Source organism: Microbacterium dauci (assembly GCF_030065535.1).
Lineage (GTDB): Bacteria > Actinomycetota > Actinomycetes > Actinomycetales > Microbacteriaceae > Microbacterium > Microbacterium dauci.
Genome location: NZ_JASJND010000007.1, coordinates 34112 through 51405, shown reverse-complemented (window position 1 = coordinate 51405; position 17294 = coordinate 34112). Strand labels below are relative to the sequence as shown.

Sequence of the window (17294 nt, the reverse complement as noted above, 5' to 3'; positions counted from 1 at the left end):
CTTTGCGGCTCGCCGCTGCTCCGCCTACTGTGCGTCGCCGATCTCCTTCACGAGCCGGTCCATCTCGTCAGCGCAAGCGCGTTCCTCATCGGCGGGGCACATGACGATGCCCGCCGGCAGCGTGTCGCGGTAGACCCAGGCTCCGATCCGGTAGGTGACCTCCACCCCACGTCGAATGGACATCTCCTCGATCACACCGCGATATCCGATGAGGATCTGGTAGCCCCCCGAGCCCGCGGGGATGCGGGCACCCTCGGCCTGGAACACGGGCCCGTCGAGCCCTTCGACCGGCGGGTAGGAGTCGAACGACTGCCAGATGCCGTTCTCCCCAAGGGGACCGGACAGCAAGGTACCGAGCACTGTCACCTCTTCGGCGTCGCCGACGGAGCGGACCGACTCGATGACGACGTCAGCGTCATCGAGTGCTTTGAACGTCTCGAAGCCGTCGGTGAACTCCATCTCCGGCCCATCGACCATGTACACGTAGCCGTGCGAACCGCCCGCGACATGTTGGAAGAGAGGACCCGGGGCGGGACTCCCGGCGCACGCGGACAGCAGCGGCATCGAGAGAACGACAGCGAGAGCGAAGACTAACGGCTGCAGGCGGTCGATGTCGTCACCTCTGATTTCGATGGGCGCTGCGGAGGAGTGCTGAGACTCCGTCACGGCCGAGGCTAGAGAAACCGAGTCGGATTGTCTGTCGGCCTTTCAGGGGACAGCGGCCACCGCCGACCGGCGGTGGTGCGGTAGATGACCGATGCGCGCGGTCAGGGCAGCGTCGGAGTCCAGTCGGGTTCGGGTGCGGACGCCGTGTTGGTCGGACCGGAGGAGGTGTACGTGACACCGTCGAGGTAGAGCTCCACGGTGTAGCTCAGGTCATCCGGGTCACCGAGGGCGGTGACCTGCGCTGCCGTGAGCGGAGCGTGGAGGGTGAGGTCGCCGGGTTGGTCGCACGCCCACGCCGGGGTGAACAGCTCCACGGTCGCTTCCCCGTCGCTCCCCTCGAGAGTGACGGTGGCTTTCACAGCTGTGAGGGGCGTCTCCACGCCGAGGAGTCCGAGGGTGACAGACCCGTCGCTTCCGTCGGGGTAGGCGGTGATGTCGAGGTAGCTGGCGGCGGGCTCATCGACATCGGTCTTCGTCGTCCATTCGACGTACGCTCGCGAAGCACCCACAGTCCCGCCGAACGGCAGGCTGGGGCCACTGCCTGCGATGAGCCACAGCGCGTACGTGCCAGCGGCCGACCGGTTCGAGATCTTCCACCACCCATTCCCGAGATCGGTGACTTCGGGCTCCCGGCTCTCCGGGCCGCATCCCACGGGATCTCCGCCGCGCTGCTCGGCGTAGAGCATCCAACCGTCCTGCCGGACGAAGACGTAGAGCTCGTCGCCGCTGATCGCGGGGGTGCCGTCGGGCATGTCCTCGTACCCTGCTTCTTCGGTGAGAGATTCGAGGTGCAGCTCGGTGTCGGCGGTACGCACGATGAGGTCGTCTGGTCCGGGGGCGCCGGCGGTCTCCGTTGCTGCCGGAGTGGGGACTTCCTCCGGAGCGCGTTCGATGTTCTTCGGTCCCGTGGAGATGCAGCCGGCGAGCGCGACCGCGCTGACGGAGGCCATGACGATGAGGGCGGCCTTGCGGATGCTGCGGTGCGTCACTGTCGTCTCCCCCGGTTGTGGCCTCACCGTATCGCGATGTTCCTGTTCGAGATCGGTTGTCCCACGCCATGACGCTGAAAACGAGAAGGGCACCGGCGCGAAGCCAGTGCCCTTCTCGTTTCTCGGCCGCTGTGCTCACGGCCCTCCGGTCGGGATGACAGGATTTGAACCTGCGACCCCTTGACCCCCAGGTGCCAGGCAGAAGCCTCATAGCTCACCTGACCTGGGTTTTTGCTTTTCAGGAGCGCGCTCTCCGGGTCACGTTTTGCAGGGTTTGCGGGCTCTTGGTCACCTGATTGGTCCACTTCGGTCGCGCCATCAGTAACGACGCCCGGGGAGATTCTGGGCTCTCCGATGGCGCGGTCAGCGCCACCGCTCCCAAAGTGGGCGCAGGAACGTGGGCACGGCCATCTCGTCCTCCAGCAGCTGCCCGAACACGTAACCCCCGAGAACCCGTCCGAACGGCCGGGCAAGCACGCGCTGGCGGCCGTCCGCCGAGAGGCCGGCAACGAATAGGGCTTCGTCGCGATCACCGCCTTTCGGATCCTCACCGAAGAACTCGCGGTTGCTTGGCAGCAGACGGCTCTTGGGCACGCCCAGGAGGTCGCCCTTCGAGCCAGGGAGGCCAATCCACGTCTCTGACGAGAACACCGCGCCGGTGAACTGCCACGCGCCTACAGACTCGATCACTGCAGCGATCTTCATCTCGCGGGGCTCATCATCACCGAACGCGACCGAGAACAACCTGGCTCGTCCATCCCCGAAAAGCATCAGCATCGGGCCGGCGTAGCCATCCGCCTTGAGGAACTGCATGGAAAGCTCCATCCGTTCGTCGACATGCGCGATTGCGTCAGTACTGAACTTCGGCGGCTGGCCGTAGTGCTCGCGACCGAACTTAGCCAGATCCTCGGAGTCGTTGCGCTCCATGCGACCGTAACGAGTCGTCGCCACTTCTCCGGATTCAAGCTCGAGCATCATCGTCGGAGCAGGGTTCCCCGGGCCGAGACAGCGAAGATCAGGATCGATCTCGCTCGTAACGCATTCTCGAGTGAACGACGCAGCGAGACATGTCTCGACGCCGCTGGCCGTATGCGCAAGCCTCACCACCTTCGCGACCGCGCGGTACATCTCGCGGAGCGCAGCGACGAGCTCATAGTCAGGGAGCTGGTCGTCGACCCAGCGCCGTTCGACACGTATCCAGCCCTTCCGTTCCTTGCCGTCCCGCCCAGCTACCTGGAGAAATGCGGCGATGATGGCCTCCTGCGGTGTGGATGGCGGCACCACAAACACGTCCTCATACCCGCGGCGATGGGTGTCGTACACACCGATGATCGCCTGACTGAGAGTGGCGAGGTCTTCTTCCTTGACGATCCGGTTCCTAGCCGTCACACCCCATCCGAGCACCGGGTTCTTGCGAGCCTCGTCCTGCCAGCCCCCGTACCAGACATCGAAGTCAGCCCATCTCGCCTTCTGCTTCTGCAGGAGAAAAGTCACGCCGCGCGAGTTCTGGATAGCCGAATTGAGCCAGCGCCGAAACTCATTCTCATCAAGGTAGTGCTCGATGGCTCGGTGGATGTCCTCATGCAGGTCCATCAGCCGGCGATGTGCACTGGCACAAGGGCAGGCATCGGGCTCGGGTATCGCCATGAGGAAACGATAGAACCTTACGCACGGGACCTGCAGGTCGATGCCTGCTCTCGCAGGTCCGGAAGGGCCGTGACCCCCGCGCCCGAACTTCTGGGCTGCTACGGAAGCAAGCCGGCGTCAGCGCCGGTCGCCGCACACATGCGCTGGAAGTGCTCGCCGTCAACTGCGCGCAAGAACTCCATGCATCTGCGGATCTGACCGTGAACCGCGCGTGCATCGAGCACATCGATACTCTCGCTGCCCTCCCCGTGCGAGAACCGATTACAGAAGTCATAGACGTCGCGATAGGCCTCGCCCCGCTGAGACTCAACCAGGATTTCGAGTTGCTGCAGGAAGTCCGTTCGGTGCGGCGCCTTATAACTAGCGAAAACCTCAAGGACACGGCGCGCGGCATTCGGGAGGAGGAAGAGGCGCTCGTGATCCTCCGAGTCGGCGATGCCGGCCATGACCATCGCGAACAGGTACGCATACTCCGAGGTGTTGTTGAGCAGGACACGCGGGAGCTTGCCAATGCGGGAACGACGCTCGCCGTTGACCGATGCTGCGTACATCTCCAGAAAGGAGACTCTCGGGAAGCGAGCCTCATCGGCGTCGCCGTTCTTGAGTTGACTCATCGACTTGCCCCAGACATTCTTGTGGGACTTGATGAACAGTCGCAGCAGGCTGAAGTCGTGGGTGAGGATGATGTATTGGCCGAAGCCCTTGAGCGTGTCGATTAGCCACTGATGTGTCGCGAAGAGAGCTTCTCGGTCGAGCGAGCTGGACGGGTCATCGATCACCACGATGCGCTGTGACCGGTCACCACCGGGAGTCTGCTCGTCCTCTAGCTTCCGCAGGAAATACAGCAACGACAACGTCGTCCGCTCGCCATCGCTGAGGTCTGTGCCGGGTTTATCTCCCCGGCGGCACGCGTATGATTTGCCGTCCGGCGTTACCGCGATACTGAGGTGGTCCTTGCCATAGACGCGGGCCAGATCACGGGTCAGAGTGTCGGCCATGTCCTTGGTGGTGAACTGCGCCTGACGCACCTCGTCCAGGTGCCGCTCCGCCAGGTCTGCAGCATCTTTGGCGGTCTGACTCTTGGTTGCAAGCTCCTTGGCCTGTGCCTCAAGGGTGCGAAAGGCTTCGCTCTCTGAGCCGACCAGATGATCGAGAACCGTCTGCTTCCGCTCCGCGGTGAACTCTCTATGGCGTCGAACCTGGTCGTTGTGCTCCGTGACGGCCTGGGCGAGCACAGTCGTAGATGGAGCTGTGCTGAGCACAACCCGTTCTGGGGCATGAGGCGTGGCGCTCGGGTCGGCGATCTTGTCGTTGAGCACCTGTTCAATGGCCGCGAGCGCAGCGACGCGGTCGTCAACGTCGGCCTTGGCTCGCTTCACAGCTTCCGCGTAGACCAGCTGCAGTTCGCTCGCCAAGCTCGTGGTGGCGGGTAGCGCGGCATGCCACGCGGCAAGCTCCTGCTTCTCCGCCGTGACTGCATCCGCCAACTTCTTCGCGGCGCTGCGGATCTGGAGCCAACTCTCATCGAAGTGACGAGCCAGCTCGACGCGACGATCGTCGCTGATCTCGCCCGCGCAGAACAGGCAATGGTCGAGTCCGTCGTGCAGTACGAGGCCTTGTTCGACCCAGGTTTGAGCCGATGGATTGCCTTCTAGGGCCTGGAAGGCGACTCGAGTTGGCGTCTCGGCCAGCATCTCGGGGAGGCCTGCCAACAGGGCGACGATGCCGGCGGGTGGAGCGACAACATCTGACACAGGAGACGGCGCGCCCTCCCCAAGCCGCTTGAGCGCTTCGGCGTGCGCGTTGCTGTCCGGGAACTCACCTTTGTACTTGCGTAGGTCATCTTGGACCTTGGGTACGGAGTAACGGTTCTTCGTAAAGTGGCTGTAGTCAAACTCTTTGAGCTCAGACACGATGCGGTCCTGAACACCGCGGGCCAGCTTCTCAACCTTATCGTCGGCGACCTTCCGCTGTTTGGCGGCTTCCTTGGCCTCGTCCCGTAGCTTGTCGATCTCCTCGACAAGGCGGTTCTCTTCATCTTTCGCGTCTATAGCTTCCTTGCCCAGTGTCACGATGGCCGACGCACTAGCACCGTCGAGGAAGGCAGAGAGATTCGTTTCAACCCATCTGCGCGTGAAGACCGCCATTGCCGCCGACGGACTCGCTCCGCCAGCGCTGATGTTGGTGCGGCGTTTCTGCTCGTCCTCCCAAACGATGCCCGACGCGCAGGCTCCCTCGGCGAGGCTGAGCAGAAGCTCCGACAGCGTCGATTTGCCGCTGCCATTGTGGCCGTACACGACTGTGCGGCCACCCGACGGAAGGTCATCCGGCCAAAATCCCTGGTCAAGAGACCGCCACGGGTCTTTCAGATCCAGTCGACGAAGCATACTCACACCCCTAGCAGCGTCAGCTTTCTGTGAAGCTGGCACACAGCCGCCACCATCCGCTCACGCGAACACGGCCTCGCGAACAGTTTGCTGACGATCGAGGTAGCCAAGCTGATCCATCAGTGCTCGGACCACGGCCTTGCCGAGTTCGAGTGGGACGGCGTTACCGAGTTGGCGTTGCACGTCGGCTCGGGTGCCGTCGATCTTGAAGTCGTCGGGGAAGGACATAAGCCGCAGCATCTCGTTGACACGGAGTCGTCGCGCTCGTTCCTCACCCGAGGCGGTGCGGACGTTCTCCCAGTGGAAAGGTCCGACCCACGGTCCGGGCTGCGCCTGGAGCGTGGTGGAGGGCCGGTTGGGGTCGAGGCGGAGCAGGAAGGTCCAGTAGCGACTCCGCCATTCGAAGTGGTTGCGCCCGCCGTATCGTTCGGTGTGCCAGAGGTAGTTCTGGCCTGGCGGGATCTCGGCGGCGAGCTGCCCGTAGTTGCCATCGACGATCTCGTCCTCGGCCGCGCGGACCAGTCGGGGCAACCCGGCGAACGCTTGAGAGGCGGTGACGTGCGGGATCTTGCTGGCGTCGACGGTGCGGCTGTGCTCGCTCCATCCGGAGTGGGTGGGCTCGGGGAACTCGAACTTCTCACCGTCACGGCGGCCGACGACGAACACGCGGCGACGCAGCTGCGGGACTCCATAGTCCGCGGCAAGCAGCACCTTCCACTGGGGGTTGTAGCCGAGCTCGCCGAGGCCCTTGAGGAGCCGGTCGAACTGAGCTTTGTGGGTCTTGTACGTCAGGCCCTGCACGTTCTCCAAGATGAACGCCTCAGGGCGTGACTCGCGGACGACGCGGACGTACTCGTCCAGCAGGGAGGCGTTGGGGTCGCGGCTCTCGCGCTTCTGCTCCAGCCAGAACCCGGACTTGCTGAACGGGGTGCACGGCGGACCGCCGACGACCAGCACAGGCTCCTTGGCCCGCAGCCCGGCGGTCGAAAGGATCTGCTCGGTGGGGACCTGTCGGATGTCGCCCGTGAGGGTCGCGGCACCGTCGAAGTTCGCCTTCAGCGTCTGCAACGCAGGCTCGTTGTAGTCCGTCGCGACCGACACACGCAGCAGGCCGCTGCCGGGGTCGCCGGAGTCGAGGGGCTCGGCGTCGGCACGTTCGACGGCGAGGTCGAGTCCTCCTGCTCCGGAGAACAGGCTCACCACCGGAAGCTGCTCGCCCATCTGCCACCTCTTTCTACACATGCACGCACGGCCCGCCTCTGCGAACTGTGCGTGTCTGACCAGTATCGTCGAGACGAGTCTGCCGACAGCCACCGACATGCCCAACGTGACCAACGACATCGGTGGAAAACCGAGCCGGAAGGGGGTCCTGTGGACGAAGAGCCGCTCGCCGGGCGAGCCTTCGGTGAGATCTATCGCGTCCAGGGACGCAGCGACCTGCACGCGTTCCTCCTCGACGCTATCCACGCCTCGGGCGGCCGCGTGTTGTACGCGAGCGACCCGCACCGCGCGCCGGTCTACCTCGGCGTGCAGCTGGACTCCGACGAGCGGATCGGGATGCTCGTCTACCCCTTCCGGGTCACCCGCAACTCAATCAAGAACCGCCCAGACGATGAGGTCCGCGGCCAGCTCCGCTACGGCGCTGAGGAGTCCTGGAAGCGAGAGCACCCGGTCGGACGGGATGTCGCCGGCGTCGATGTGACGATGATCCTCGGGGTCGACCTCGCCGACGGCGTAATCCTCGGCCTGGACGCCAACCTCTGGGACCCGCTGCCCATGGGCATCTCCTTCTATGCCAAGGACGCCGAGATCCAGCAGGCCAAAGCGTCCGGCTGGCACGTGTGGGAGAAGGTCAACCGGGCCGGCACCAAACGCTCCGAGCCCCGCTCCCCCACGAATCTGGAGACGGTCGTCGCGTTCACCCCCGACCGCCTCATCGACTACGCGCGTCTCGAACGACGAGCGACCTCACTGCGCCTTGACCCGCCGCTGCGATACTCGGCTGCCGTCGCGCTCGCAGACAAGTCGGCGGTCGAGGAGCTGCCGCGCCGGCACGTGCTGGAGGAGCAGTTCGCGCTCACCAGCGAGCAGATCCTCGACATCATCGGAGGCCGCAACCGGCTCTCTGTCGCCGTCCGCGGCGGTGTCGCCGAGTACCACCTGGAGCACCTGCTCGAGACGTCGCCCGACATCGCCCGGGTCGAGCGGCTCGACGTGGACGCGATGCACGACTTCAACGTCACCCTCTCGGACGGAAGGCTGATGCGGGTCGAGTGCAAGAACGCAAGCCCAAAGATCTCCGCCAGCGGGAGCTTCAAGGTCGAGGTGCAGAAGACCCGCGCATCCAAGGGCGATCCGGCCTCGCGCTTCTACCCCGTCGACGGGTTCGACGTCGTCGCCGCCTGCCTCTTCTCGCCGACCGGACGGTGGGAGTTCCGCTACGGGCTCACCTCACTCATGGCGCGGCACAAGGACTTTCCCGACCGCCTTGCACCGATACAGACGATCACCAACGACTGGGCGGAGAGCCTGTCCGCCCTCAGCGAGTGACCGCTCGCCGACCGCGCACGACATCCACGATGCTCGCTGCGATAGAGGCGGGGGCTTCGTGTTCCCAGAACCGCAGCACGCGCCAGCCCCGTTCCTCAAGCAACTCGGTCGTCTCGACATCTCGGAGCCGGTTCCGGTCGACCTTGCCCTCCCAGTAGTCGCGGTTCGTCGACGGCATCTTGAAGTGCTCGGGGCAGCCGTGCCAGTAGCAGCCGTCGATGAGCACCACCACGCGGACGCGGGTGAACAACAGGTCTGCCGTCCGACGCAGGTCGCGCTCCGGTCGCGCGTTGACCCGGTATCGCAGTCCCGCGGCATGTACCAGGCGGCGCACCGCCAGTTCCGCCTGCGTGTCCCGGCTTCGGTTGCCCTGCATGGTCTTCCGGGCGGCAGCGCTGGAAGCCCACGGCGTGTACATGGTTCGAGGCTATGTGCATTGCGGCGGCAGCAGGAGCCATGCCATCGACCCTGACACCGGCGGACGTGACGGGTGTGTCTCGGCCCTCAAGGACGATTCTCACGGATATATTCAGCCGTAGGAGGCTGTTTTCGACGAGGAGCACCAATGACTGCACAGACCCTGGACGAGCGGTCATGCAGTTGCGGCCCTGAAGAAGGCGACCTTCCCGTGGCCCTTCTGTCCGCCTCGGTGCACGACCCCTCGCTCTCGCCGTCGCTGATGGCGTTGACCGTGGATTACGAGCTGAAGAGCTGGCGCGCTTCCGCGCTGGCGACCCATGTCGTTGACTGGGCGCTTGACTTCGCACTGCGACGCTCCGAGCGCGCGATGCTTACCCCAGGGCGGGCGACAGAGCTGGCGCGCCGAGCGGTCAAGATCACCTTCGGCAACGGCAACGACCGCGGCGTCCCCGGGGAAGTCCTGCTACATGCCGTGTGTCGCCAGTTCTTCGGCAGCGACACCGTGATCAACAAGGTGTGGTTCAAGACAGCCTCGAACGACACATACAAGGGGTTCGACGCCGTCCACTGCGTCCACGAGGGGGATGAGCTCCAGCTCTGGCTGGGCGAGGCCAAGTTTTACAAGAGCCTGACTTCGGCTATCCGATCAGTAGCCACCGACCTCGACGAGCACCTCGACCAGGACTACCTCCGTTCCGAGTTCGCGCTTATCGCGGACAAGATCGACGACGACCATCCTCACGGTGGTGAGCTACGAAGGCTCATGCACCCGAACACATCCTTGGACGAGGTCTTCGACCGCATCGTCGTTCCTGTGTTCGTCGCATACGAGAGCTCGGCCACGGCCGCGCACGACCATGTCTGTGCCGAGTATCGGGAGGCGCTCGAAGCTGAGGTGCGCCGCGCCTGGATCAAGTTCGGCAACGCGATCGATAGCAACCTCCCCGTCACAGTGCGCCTGTTCCTCTTGCCGATGGGGAGCAAGAAGGCTCTGACCGACGCACTCGACCAGGAGCTGAGCCGATGGCGCTGAACCTCGTCGAAGCAAGACAACAGCTCCATAGCGCCGACCTCGACGAGGATGACGCGTTCAGGCTGCTGGCCGACATCGGGGCCCACGGCGCATTCGTCGATCGCGATGAGGCGCGCGAGCTGCTCATCCGTTTCCTAGCACGGAGAGACGAGCTCTCGACTCCGCTGCACGAGATCCTGCAAGGCCTGGTCCGAGAGCACGGGCTCTTTCCTTATCTGCGCGACATCGCCGAGCTGCCCACAGCAGATCGCCTCGCATTCGAGATGCACCGACCAACTCCTGCGGTCGGTGACGATGTCGTCTTTCACGCAGAACAGGCCGCGGTGTACGAACGCCTGATGAGCGGTGAGAACGTCATCCTTTCCGCGCCGACAAGCTTCGGGAAGAGCTTGGTTGTTGATGCGATCCTCGCCGCCGGTCGCTACCGGAATGCCGCGGTCGTCGTCCCCACGATTGCTTTGATGGACGAGACACGGCGCCGGCTCGCGAAGCTGGCCGACCGGTACAAGGTGATCACGCACGGCTCTCAGCGTCGGGGCGAGCGCAACTTGTACGTGATGACCCAGGAGCGACTGCTCGAACTGGGAGATATCCCGGATCTCGACTTCTTCGTGATCGACGAGTTCTACAAGCTCGACCCTCACCACAGCGATGACCGCTCCGTTCAGCTGAACGTTCTGTTCCACCGGCTTCTTTCGACGGGTGCCCAGTTCTACCTCCTCGGTCCGAACATCGCCAGCATCACTGGTGGAACAAGCGAGAGACTTCGCGCGTCGTTCGTGAACACGGGCTTCACGACGGTCGTGACCGATGTCGATCGAGTCCACGCCGATGCTGCGGAGCTGCCGGATGCGCTGGCCACCGTCTGCGGGGAAACCGGGCCGGGGACTCTGGTGTTCTGCAAGTCCCCTCCACGGGTTCGGGAGGTGACGCAGTGGCTCGTGGACCGTGGCGTCGGAGCAGGCAATCTTCATCCGGTGCTTGGCCAAGTCGCTGATTGGGTGGGGCAGGCATACCATCCGGATTGGTATGTCGGGAAGGCGCTCAGGCACGGGATCGGCGTGCACCATGGCAAGCTGCCCCGTGCCCTGGCTCACCACATCGTGCGGCTCTTCAACGACGGCCGCTTGCCGTATCTGCTCGTCACGAGCACGTTGATCGAAGGCGTGAACACATCGGCAAAGTCCGTCATCGTGCTCGACAACAAGATCGCGACGAAGAAGTACGACTACTTCACCTTCAGCAACATTCGAGGACGCTCGGGACGCATGTTCCGGCACTTCGTCGGGCGGGTCGTCGTCTTCAACCCTGAGCCGCATGCCGCCGACCTCACTGTCGACGCGCCGATCCTTTCCCAGCCGGACGACGTCGCAGACGAGATCCTGATCCACCTGCCGGAAGCGGAGCTGACGCCGCGCAGCAAGGAACAGCTGCGGCCGTATCTGGAACAGACGCTGCTGAGTCTCCAGACGCTCCGAGAGAACAAGGGTGTTCCACTCTCGTGGCAGTTGGAGACGGCAGATCAGATCACCTCCGATAGGCGCCGGTGGATGAGGACACTTGCGTGGAACGGGACATATCCGACCAGCGCACAGGTCAGGGATCTCGCGCCGCTGCTGTTCACACTCACGGGGTCGGGAAACGCGGTGCGGACCGCGAAACAGCTCGGCGCGCGAGTCAACATGCTTCGGTCCCAGCAAGGTGACTTCAAGGCGCTTGTCGAGCAGGCTGTGTCCAGGGGCACATCAGCGGATGACGCTATGGAAAGTGAGCTTGAGTTCCTGAGGAACTGGGCACAGTTCAAGATCCCGACTGCGTTTGCCGCGGTAGAGAAGATCGCAAACGACGCGCTCAGTGCCGATAGGTTCACCGCGAGCAGCACCGCGGTCTTCGCCAACGAGCTGGAGAACTTGTTCCTCCCACCGTTTGCTGCCGTGCTGGAAGAGTATGGCCTCCCGGTTTCGCTCACGCTCAAACTTCGGCATCAACTTGATCTAGGACGAGCATCGGGGCTAGATGAAGTCCTTGACAGGCTCCGAGAGATCGACGTACCGCCTTCAACGCTCGGCCCCTTCGAGCGTGAGATGCTCGCAGACACCCAACGAACACTCTGACCAGAGTGCGTCAGACCGAGATCGCCTGACGCCTAGCTTTCGACTCCCGAATCAGAGCACCACACAGCAGGACCAGCGTAATAGGCCCGTTGAGGGTCAGCTTGGTCGTGTTCCACGCGCACAGCAGCACGAGGAGGTTGAGCCAGCCGGGGCCGCCGGCCTCGATGGTGGTCACGCACCAGTAAGCGGCGAGGAAGTACGGGATCGCGAGGAGCATGGCGGGGATGCCCCAGCGCAGGCCCCGGCGCGTGCGGGTGGCGGCGATCAGGAGGTTCGTGGGCGCGTAGTTAAGGATGCTATGGGTGCGGACGCTGGCCGCCCAGATGAGCCGGAACATGGGCATAGCCCTTCCAGGGGTTCGGCGACAAGAACCTGAAAGGACCGCCCGTAGCGTGCAGGGTGGTCATACCGTCGCGGGGAGCGACAGCGCCAATATAGAGGCCGCCTCATCCTCCACTGTAGAACGGTGGCCTGACATCGGGAAGGGCACCGGGCTCACAGCGCGCGGCGGACCGGCTCTCGTTCCGGCCTACGCTGCGGCTCCTCCCCTGCTCCCCGTGCGAGGTTGCGTGCCCGGTCGAGGGCGGCCTTGGCTCGGGCGGCGTCGATCTTCTCCGCGTCGTTCTCGGCCGGGGTTCCGAGCGGAGTGGGATCGGTGATGCCGTAGCGGTCGCGGTAGGCGGCGACGGTGCGGGCCAGGCGCCGCCAGATCGCCGCGGGCTTGGCATCCTTCGGAGGGGCGCCGAGCTCCTTCGTCCAGGTCTGCTTCTCGGTGAGCGCGGTATCGAGGAGCGCGTCGGCGCGGGTCTCGATGAGGTCGCGACGTTCGGTGAGCGCCTGCCGGAACTCGGCGCTCATGGTGCCGGTTGCTTCGGGGATGAGGCCGGCGATCAGGCGGGGCGCCTTGCGGACGCGTCCGGACCCCGCTGGCCTCGCGGCGGCTCGGGAGACGCGGTAGTGGAGGACGGCGGCGATGTCGTCGGCGTCGTTGAACCCTCGTGCGCGCATGAGCCGTGGCAGCAGGGTGTCGATGTCGTGGTGGTTGGCCTCAGCGCGGCGGAGCTCGGCGGTTAGAGCCCCGAACGCAGGGGAGGCGATCGTGTCCTCGGCTTCCTCCTCGGTGAGACCGGACGTGCGGACGAGGTTCGCCCACCTGTCGCGTTGCGCTGCGGCGGCGATGGTCTCATATTCGGCGGCGAGCTGGCCGATGTTCGCCCAGGAGTCTTGTTCGGCGGTGATGGTCTCGTGGGTGGAGAGCTCGGCGCCGACGTGCTGGAGCACCCCGTACAGCACCGACCGGGCAGTGGCCTCGGCGTTGTCGCCGGGATGCGGCCCGTGGTGGGAGTCGTCGGGCTTGTCGATGGCGACGTATGCGAGGTTCGCGTCCCGGCCTCGGGTGAGCGCGACGTACAGGTTCTCCCTGGTCATGCTCGCGTCGACCAGGACGTGCGAGGTGTCCACGGTGATGCCTTGTGCGCGGTAGGAGGTGACGGCGTAGCCGAGGTCAAGGTGCTCAGCAGCGTAGTCGGCGGGGATCACGACGGAGCCGCCCCATCGCTGGCCGGCTCTGCGGAGGGTAAGGGAGCCGTCGTCGCGGACCTCGGCGACCGTCCACCTGTCGCCGTTGCGCACCCAGCCGCGCCCGGCACGCAGCCGGCGGTCGTTGCGGCGGGTGATGACGGTATCGCCTACCGCCGCACGGGTGCCGTCGTGTAACGCGACCTCGCGGCGGGCGTCCACTGCGCCGTCGAGGATCAGGTCCGTGCGGGCACGCTGATTGAGGGCTTGGACAGATTCGTTCGAGTCGGAGACCAGCACCGTCGACCGCCCGGCCTGCCGGTCGGCCCGCCACGCGGCATATGCGGCATCGACCATCGCCTCCGTCTCACCACCCTGGATGCGGCCGTGGTCGAGGTAGGTGTCGATGACCTCGACGCGACCATGCCGCAGGCCGAGCGAGGCGGTCTTCTCCCACTCGTTGGTGAACCTGTGCACGTCGACCAGCTCGGGGGCATCCTCGCGGTCGTGGACAAGGAGAGAGAACGCACCGCCGGCACCGACGGACTGGAGCTGCGCGTAATCGCCAACCAGCAGCACCTTCGCCCCCGCTTCGGCGGCGAGGTGGGTGATGCGGTCCAGGGAAAGGGTGCCGGCGAGGGACGCTTCGTCCACGATGACGAGCTGGCCCTTGCGGAACGTCTCGCCGCGGGCGAGGTGGTTCTGCCACCACTTTGCGGTGTTCTCGGTCTGGATGCCGAGGTCATCGGCGAGGACCTGCGCGGCGACCGCGGACGGCGCCAGCCCAACGACGGACCGTCGTCCGTGTTCGTGTTCCCATGCCCGCCGCAGAGCAGACATCGCGGTCGTCTTCCCCGCCCCAGCAGGGCCGACGAGGACATCGACGATTCGCCCGGAGACGGCGATCTTCGCCAGCGCGGCGGCCTGGTCGTCGCCGAGGGTGCCCCCCTTCCAATCCTGGCGCCCGGCGATCCGCTCGACCATTGCGAGGGGCGCGGTCGGCCCGGTGGTGGTGCGGGCGCGGTCGAGGAGTCGGTCTTCGGCAGCGAGCAGGAGTTCGGAGGAGAACACTGTCGAGTGCTTCGGCCGGAACACGCTGGTGCCGTCCGGGCGGCGGAACGTTACCGGGCTCGTCGCGAGCTCCGGCGGAGTCAGACGCAGGGACGCGGCTTCGGCTGCATCCACGACGAGAGCGACGATCGCTTCCCGATCCACGGTGGACGCGAACCGGTAGCCCATCGTCTGCCGAGCCGCCTCGGCCGTGAGATTCCAGCGCCGCCAGCTGGATCGCTTCTCACCCACGACCTCCACGACCGACTGCCCGAGGGCCGCGATCACGTCCAGCGGGATGTCGTCGGCGCGGAGCAGCAACGGCGTCTCGTTCGCCGTCACGCCCCGCGCCCACGAGGTCGCATCCGTGCCGAGCAGGCGGCCGGCGCGCCCGCGCCACTCCGCGGTGAGGTCGGCGAGGGATCGGACCTGCTTCTCCGGCCTGGTGGTCAGGGTGGCTTGGGCGCGGAGCTTGATGATCGTCGCCGTCGAGGGCTGCCGCCTGTGCTTTTCAACGTACTCGGCAATGAGGCGGTTCTTCTCCGCGTCGATGTGCCGGGATCGGGAGGAGAACTCAGCCACCAGCTCCTCCGGCACCGCCGCCACCGCCCACGCTGGGTTGCGGTCACGGCCCATGTCCCGCGCCTCCCAGTCCACGCCGAAGGCGCGGGTGAGGTGGTCGGCGAATACCGCCTCGTGCAGCTCCGAGAGCGCGACGGTCGCGGCGTGCATCGGCCGCCCGTCGAGAGAGCGCCATTTGCCATCGAGGACGGTCTGCACCTTGTTCGAGATGACGACGTGCGTGTGCAAATGGGGATCGCCCGCGCGGGAGTCGTAGTGGTCGAACGCCGTAGCGATCAGGCCGCGCACATCGACTTGTGCGACGGCGCCGTTGCGGGCGGTTGCGCCGGTGCGGGTGGCTGCAACCTCCCGCTCCATGAACGCAACCACCTCCGCAACCGCCGCATGATGCGCATCCGCGATCAACGCCTGCGTCCCCGCATCCGCAACCGCCCACAACACGCTCGCGGACTTCGGGATCGAGAACGTGAAGTCATACCCCGCGACCGCGCGCCGCGTCCCGCGCGCAGCTTCCTCGGCCTCGATCTGCGCGATCGCCCCCGCGCGGCTGGCCGGCCCGAGCGTCGAGTCGAGGGTGGCGGTACGCTCCGCGACGCGCTCGGCCACGGCCTTGTAGGCGGGATAGGCAAGGCCCAGAGGGTCACCCGTGACCGGGTTCCGGCCCAGCCCCACGAGGAGCTGGAGCTGGGACTCGGAGACTTGATCGCCCTCCACGATCACCCCACCGAGCGCGGCGACTCCCGCGCCGAGCCACCGACCCCGCGGGCTGCCCTCCTCCGCGTAGTACCGCGTCAACGGCGTGGACAGCGAGCGGTCACCGTCCCCGGCGGCGACGGTGCGCAGCAGGTACTTATACCCATCGCCCGCGCTCATCACGCGCATCGAGACCGTCACAGCACCTGCCTTCGCCACTCCCCTCACAAGGTGAGCGGATACCCACCGAAGCAGCGCGTCCGACGGCCCGACGCCCGCTGGAGCGACAAGGCCCCCGAGGAGCTGGAAACCGGGCTGCCCGAGCAGTGCGTGCCTGGCTATCGTGAATGCATGATCTCCCGCTACCACCTGAAGTGCCCCGGCTGCGAGGAGGTCTTCGTCGCACGGCTCGGGGTAGAGCCGACAATCGGAACCCGGTTCTACCTTCCGTGCCCTCACTGTCGCTTGCCGATCGGAGGCTCCATGTCAGGAACGGAGCTCGAGAACCACAGGATCAATCTCGAATGCGAGGTGGTGAACGGCGCCGAACCGGACTTGCCAGGCGCTCGTGTCGTGACGATCAACCCGTTCGTGCCTTCGCTGTATGAGGCCGATTCGTTCGCTCCGAGCGGCGCCTTTCCGACGTTGACCCTCGCACGGATTCTCGGCGACCACGTGTTCACGGAGTTCGAGACGGAGAGGCATCAGGCGCTCGACGCCGGACGACTCCTATGGCCTCGGGTTCGGATGCTCTTCCAGTACTACCTTCAGGGCAACACGCAAATGTTCACGCGCATCGCAAAGGAGCAGTTCGGACTCGACTGGGAGCCGAGCAAGGCGCATCAGCGAACGAGCGTCGCCTACCAGGCGATGGGCACGGTGACCACGATGATCGCGGGTACCACGGGCAACCGCTCGGCCACGGTCATCGATCGCTTCGCCAGAAAGCACACTGCAGCGATGAATCGCCATGAGGAGCACCTCGTTGCCTTCCGGGCACGGGGCAAGGAGTCGGCTGCGCTAGAACGAGACCTCTTCACCGAATTGAACCGCTTCGTCGAACGGCACGAGTCCTGGGAAATGGGACTGCTCGTCAGGTTCGTCGGGCCGGCAGAGCAGGCTGAGTTCGAGAACCTTGTGCTTTATCGAGACGAGTTCTCAACCGTCAGGGACCTCTACCAGCAAGGTTTCGAGCTTGCCTCCAAATGCATCTGGCCGCTTGTCGCCGCGCAAAACACAGTGAAGCGCGGCACCCCTGATGACTTCGGGAGCGATCACCCTCAGAGTGTGCCGGCGAACAAGCAGGCTCGAAGTCTCGCGCAGTTCGACAGGCTCGCAAATGCTCACAAGATCGCCTACGCGGCTCAGGTTCCGGGATGGGAGTCACTCGGGGAACTTCTGAACAACAAGCGCCGCAACGCGATCGGCCATGCCACGGCGCACCACGATCTCCAGACCGGCCGCATTGTCAGCGACACGGACCCCTCTGGGATGAGCTACCTCGACTTCCTCGGACAGACACTGGGAGTCTTCGACGCATTGTCAACGCTTGCACAAGTGCTTCGCGCCTGCCGAGTTGCAGCCTCACCCGACTTCGGCGTCGCATAGACCACGACCTGCAAGACGCGTGGTAACGCCGACTGCC

General features: G+C 65.3%; 12 protein-coding genes. 4 read left to right on the top strand and 8 right to left on the bottom strand.

Going from position 1 to position 17294, the window contains the following annotated elements:
* Positions 1 to 24: 24 nt before the first annotated feature.
* From QNI14_RS11675 to QNI14_RS11655, 5 genes are all read right to left on the bottom strand, one after another.
* On the bottom strand, positions 25 to 477 hold the full coding sequence (locus QNI14_RS11675; protein WP_283716797.1) for a hypothetical protein: 453 nt from the start codon (positions 475 to 477) through the stop codon (positions 25 to 27).
* Positions 478 to 767: 290 nt separating this feature from the next.
* Positions 768 to 1655 carry a hypothetical protein gene (locus QNI14_RS11670; protein WP_283716796.1) on the bottom strand — a complete coding sequence of 296 codons (888 nt, stop codon included), beginning with the start codon at positions 1653 to 1655 and terminating at the stop codon, positions 768 to 770.
* A gap of 363 nt (positions 1656 to 2018) precedes the next feature.
* Positions 2019 to 3302, bottom strand: coding sequence for a hypothetical protein (locus QNI14_RS11665; protein ID WP_283716795.1), 1284 nt, complete (start codon positions 3300 to 3302; stop codon positions 2019 to 2021).
* Between the two features lie 98 nt (positions 3303 to 3400).
* Positions 3401 to 5689, bottom strand: a complete 2289-nt coding sequence (locus tag QNI14_RS11660) for an AAA family ATPase (RefSeq protein WP_283716794.1) — start codon at positions 5687 to 5689, stop codon at positions 3401 to 3403.
* Between the two features lie 60 nt (positions 5690 to 5749).
* The gene (locus QNI14_RS11655) at positions 5750 to 6910 is read right to left on the bottom strand and encodes a DNA cytosine methyltransferase (protein ID WP_283716793.1); all 1161 of its coding nucleotides are present in this window, start codon (positions 6908 to 6910) and stop codon (positions 5750 to 5752) included.
* A 150-nt stretch (positions 6911 to 7060) separates the two neighbouring features.
* Here QNI14_RS11655 and QNI14_RS11650 point away from each other — a divergent pair, with 150 nt between their 5' ends.
* Positions 7061 to 8239, top strand: coding sequence for a hypothetical protein (locus QNI14_RS11650; RefSeq protein ID WP_283716792.1), 1179 nt, complete (start codon positions 7061 to 7063; stop codon positions 8237 to 8239).
* Here QNI14_RS11650 and QNI14_RS11645 read toward each other — a convergent pair.
* Positions 8229 to 8657 (bottom strand): very short patch repair endonuclease, encoded by a 429-nt coding sequence (locus QNI14_RS11645; protein WP_283716791.1) that lies wholly within the window; start codon positions 8655 to 8657, stop codon positions 8229 to 8231. The two genes, QNI14_RS11650 and QNI14_RS11645, sit on opposite strands and share 11 nt — an antisense overlap.
* A 147-nt stretch (positions 8658 to 8804) precedes the next feature.
* Between QNI14_RS11645 and QNI14_RS11640 the strand changes: the two genes are divergently transcribed.
* Positions 8805 to 9692 (top strand): HamA C-terminal domain-containing protein, encoded by an 888-nt coding sequence (locus tag QNI14_RS11640; RefSeq protein ID WP_283716790.1) that lies wholly within the window; start codon positions 8805 to 8807, stop codon positions 9690 to 9692.
* Positions 9683 to 11806 (top strand): DEAD/DEAH box helicase, encoded by a 2124-nt coding sequence (locus tag QNI14_RS11635; protein WP_283716789.1) that lies wholly within the window; start codon positions 9683 to 9685, stop codon positions 11804 to 11806. The genes QNI14_RS11640 and QNI14_RS11635 overlap by 10 nt, the downstream gene beginning before the upstream one ends.
* Positions 11807 to 11816: 10 nt before the next feature.
* On the opposite strand, the gene QNI14_RS11630 is transcribed toward QNI14_RS11635, so the two are convergent.
* Positions 11817 to 12143, bottom strand: coding sequence for a sulfate permease (locus QNI14_RS11630; RefSeq protein WP_283716788.1), 327 nt, complete (start codon positions 12141 to 12143; stop codon positions 11817 to 11819).
* A gap of 158 nt (positions 12144 to 12301) precedes the next feature.
* Positions 12302 to 15838, bottom strand: a complete 3537-nt coding sequence (gene mobF / locus QNI14_RS11625) for a MobF family relaxase (protein WP_283717122.1) — start codon at positions 15836 to 15838, stop codon at positions 12302 to 12304.
* Positions 15839 to 15880: 42 nt separating this feature from the next.
* Here mobF and QNI14_RS11620 point away from each other — a divergent pair, with 42 nt between their 5' ends.
* Complete coding sequence (locus QNI14_RS11620; protein WP_283716787.1) at positions 15881 to 17257, top strand: hypothetical protein; 1377 nt, start codon at positions 15881 to 15883, stop codon at positions 17255 to 17257.
* The last annotated feature ends 37 nt before the right edge of the window (positions 17258 to 17294 follow it).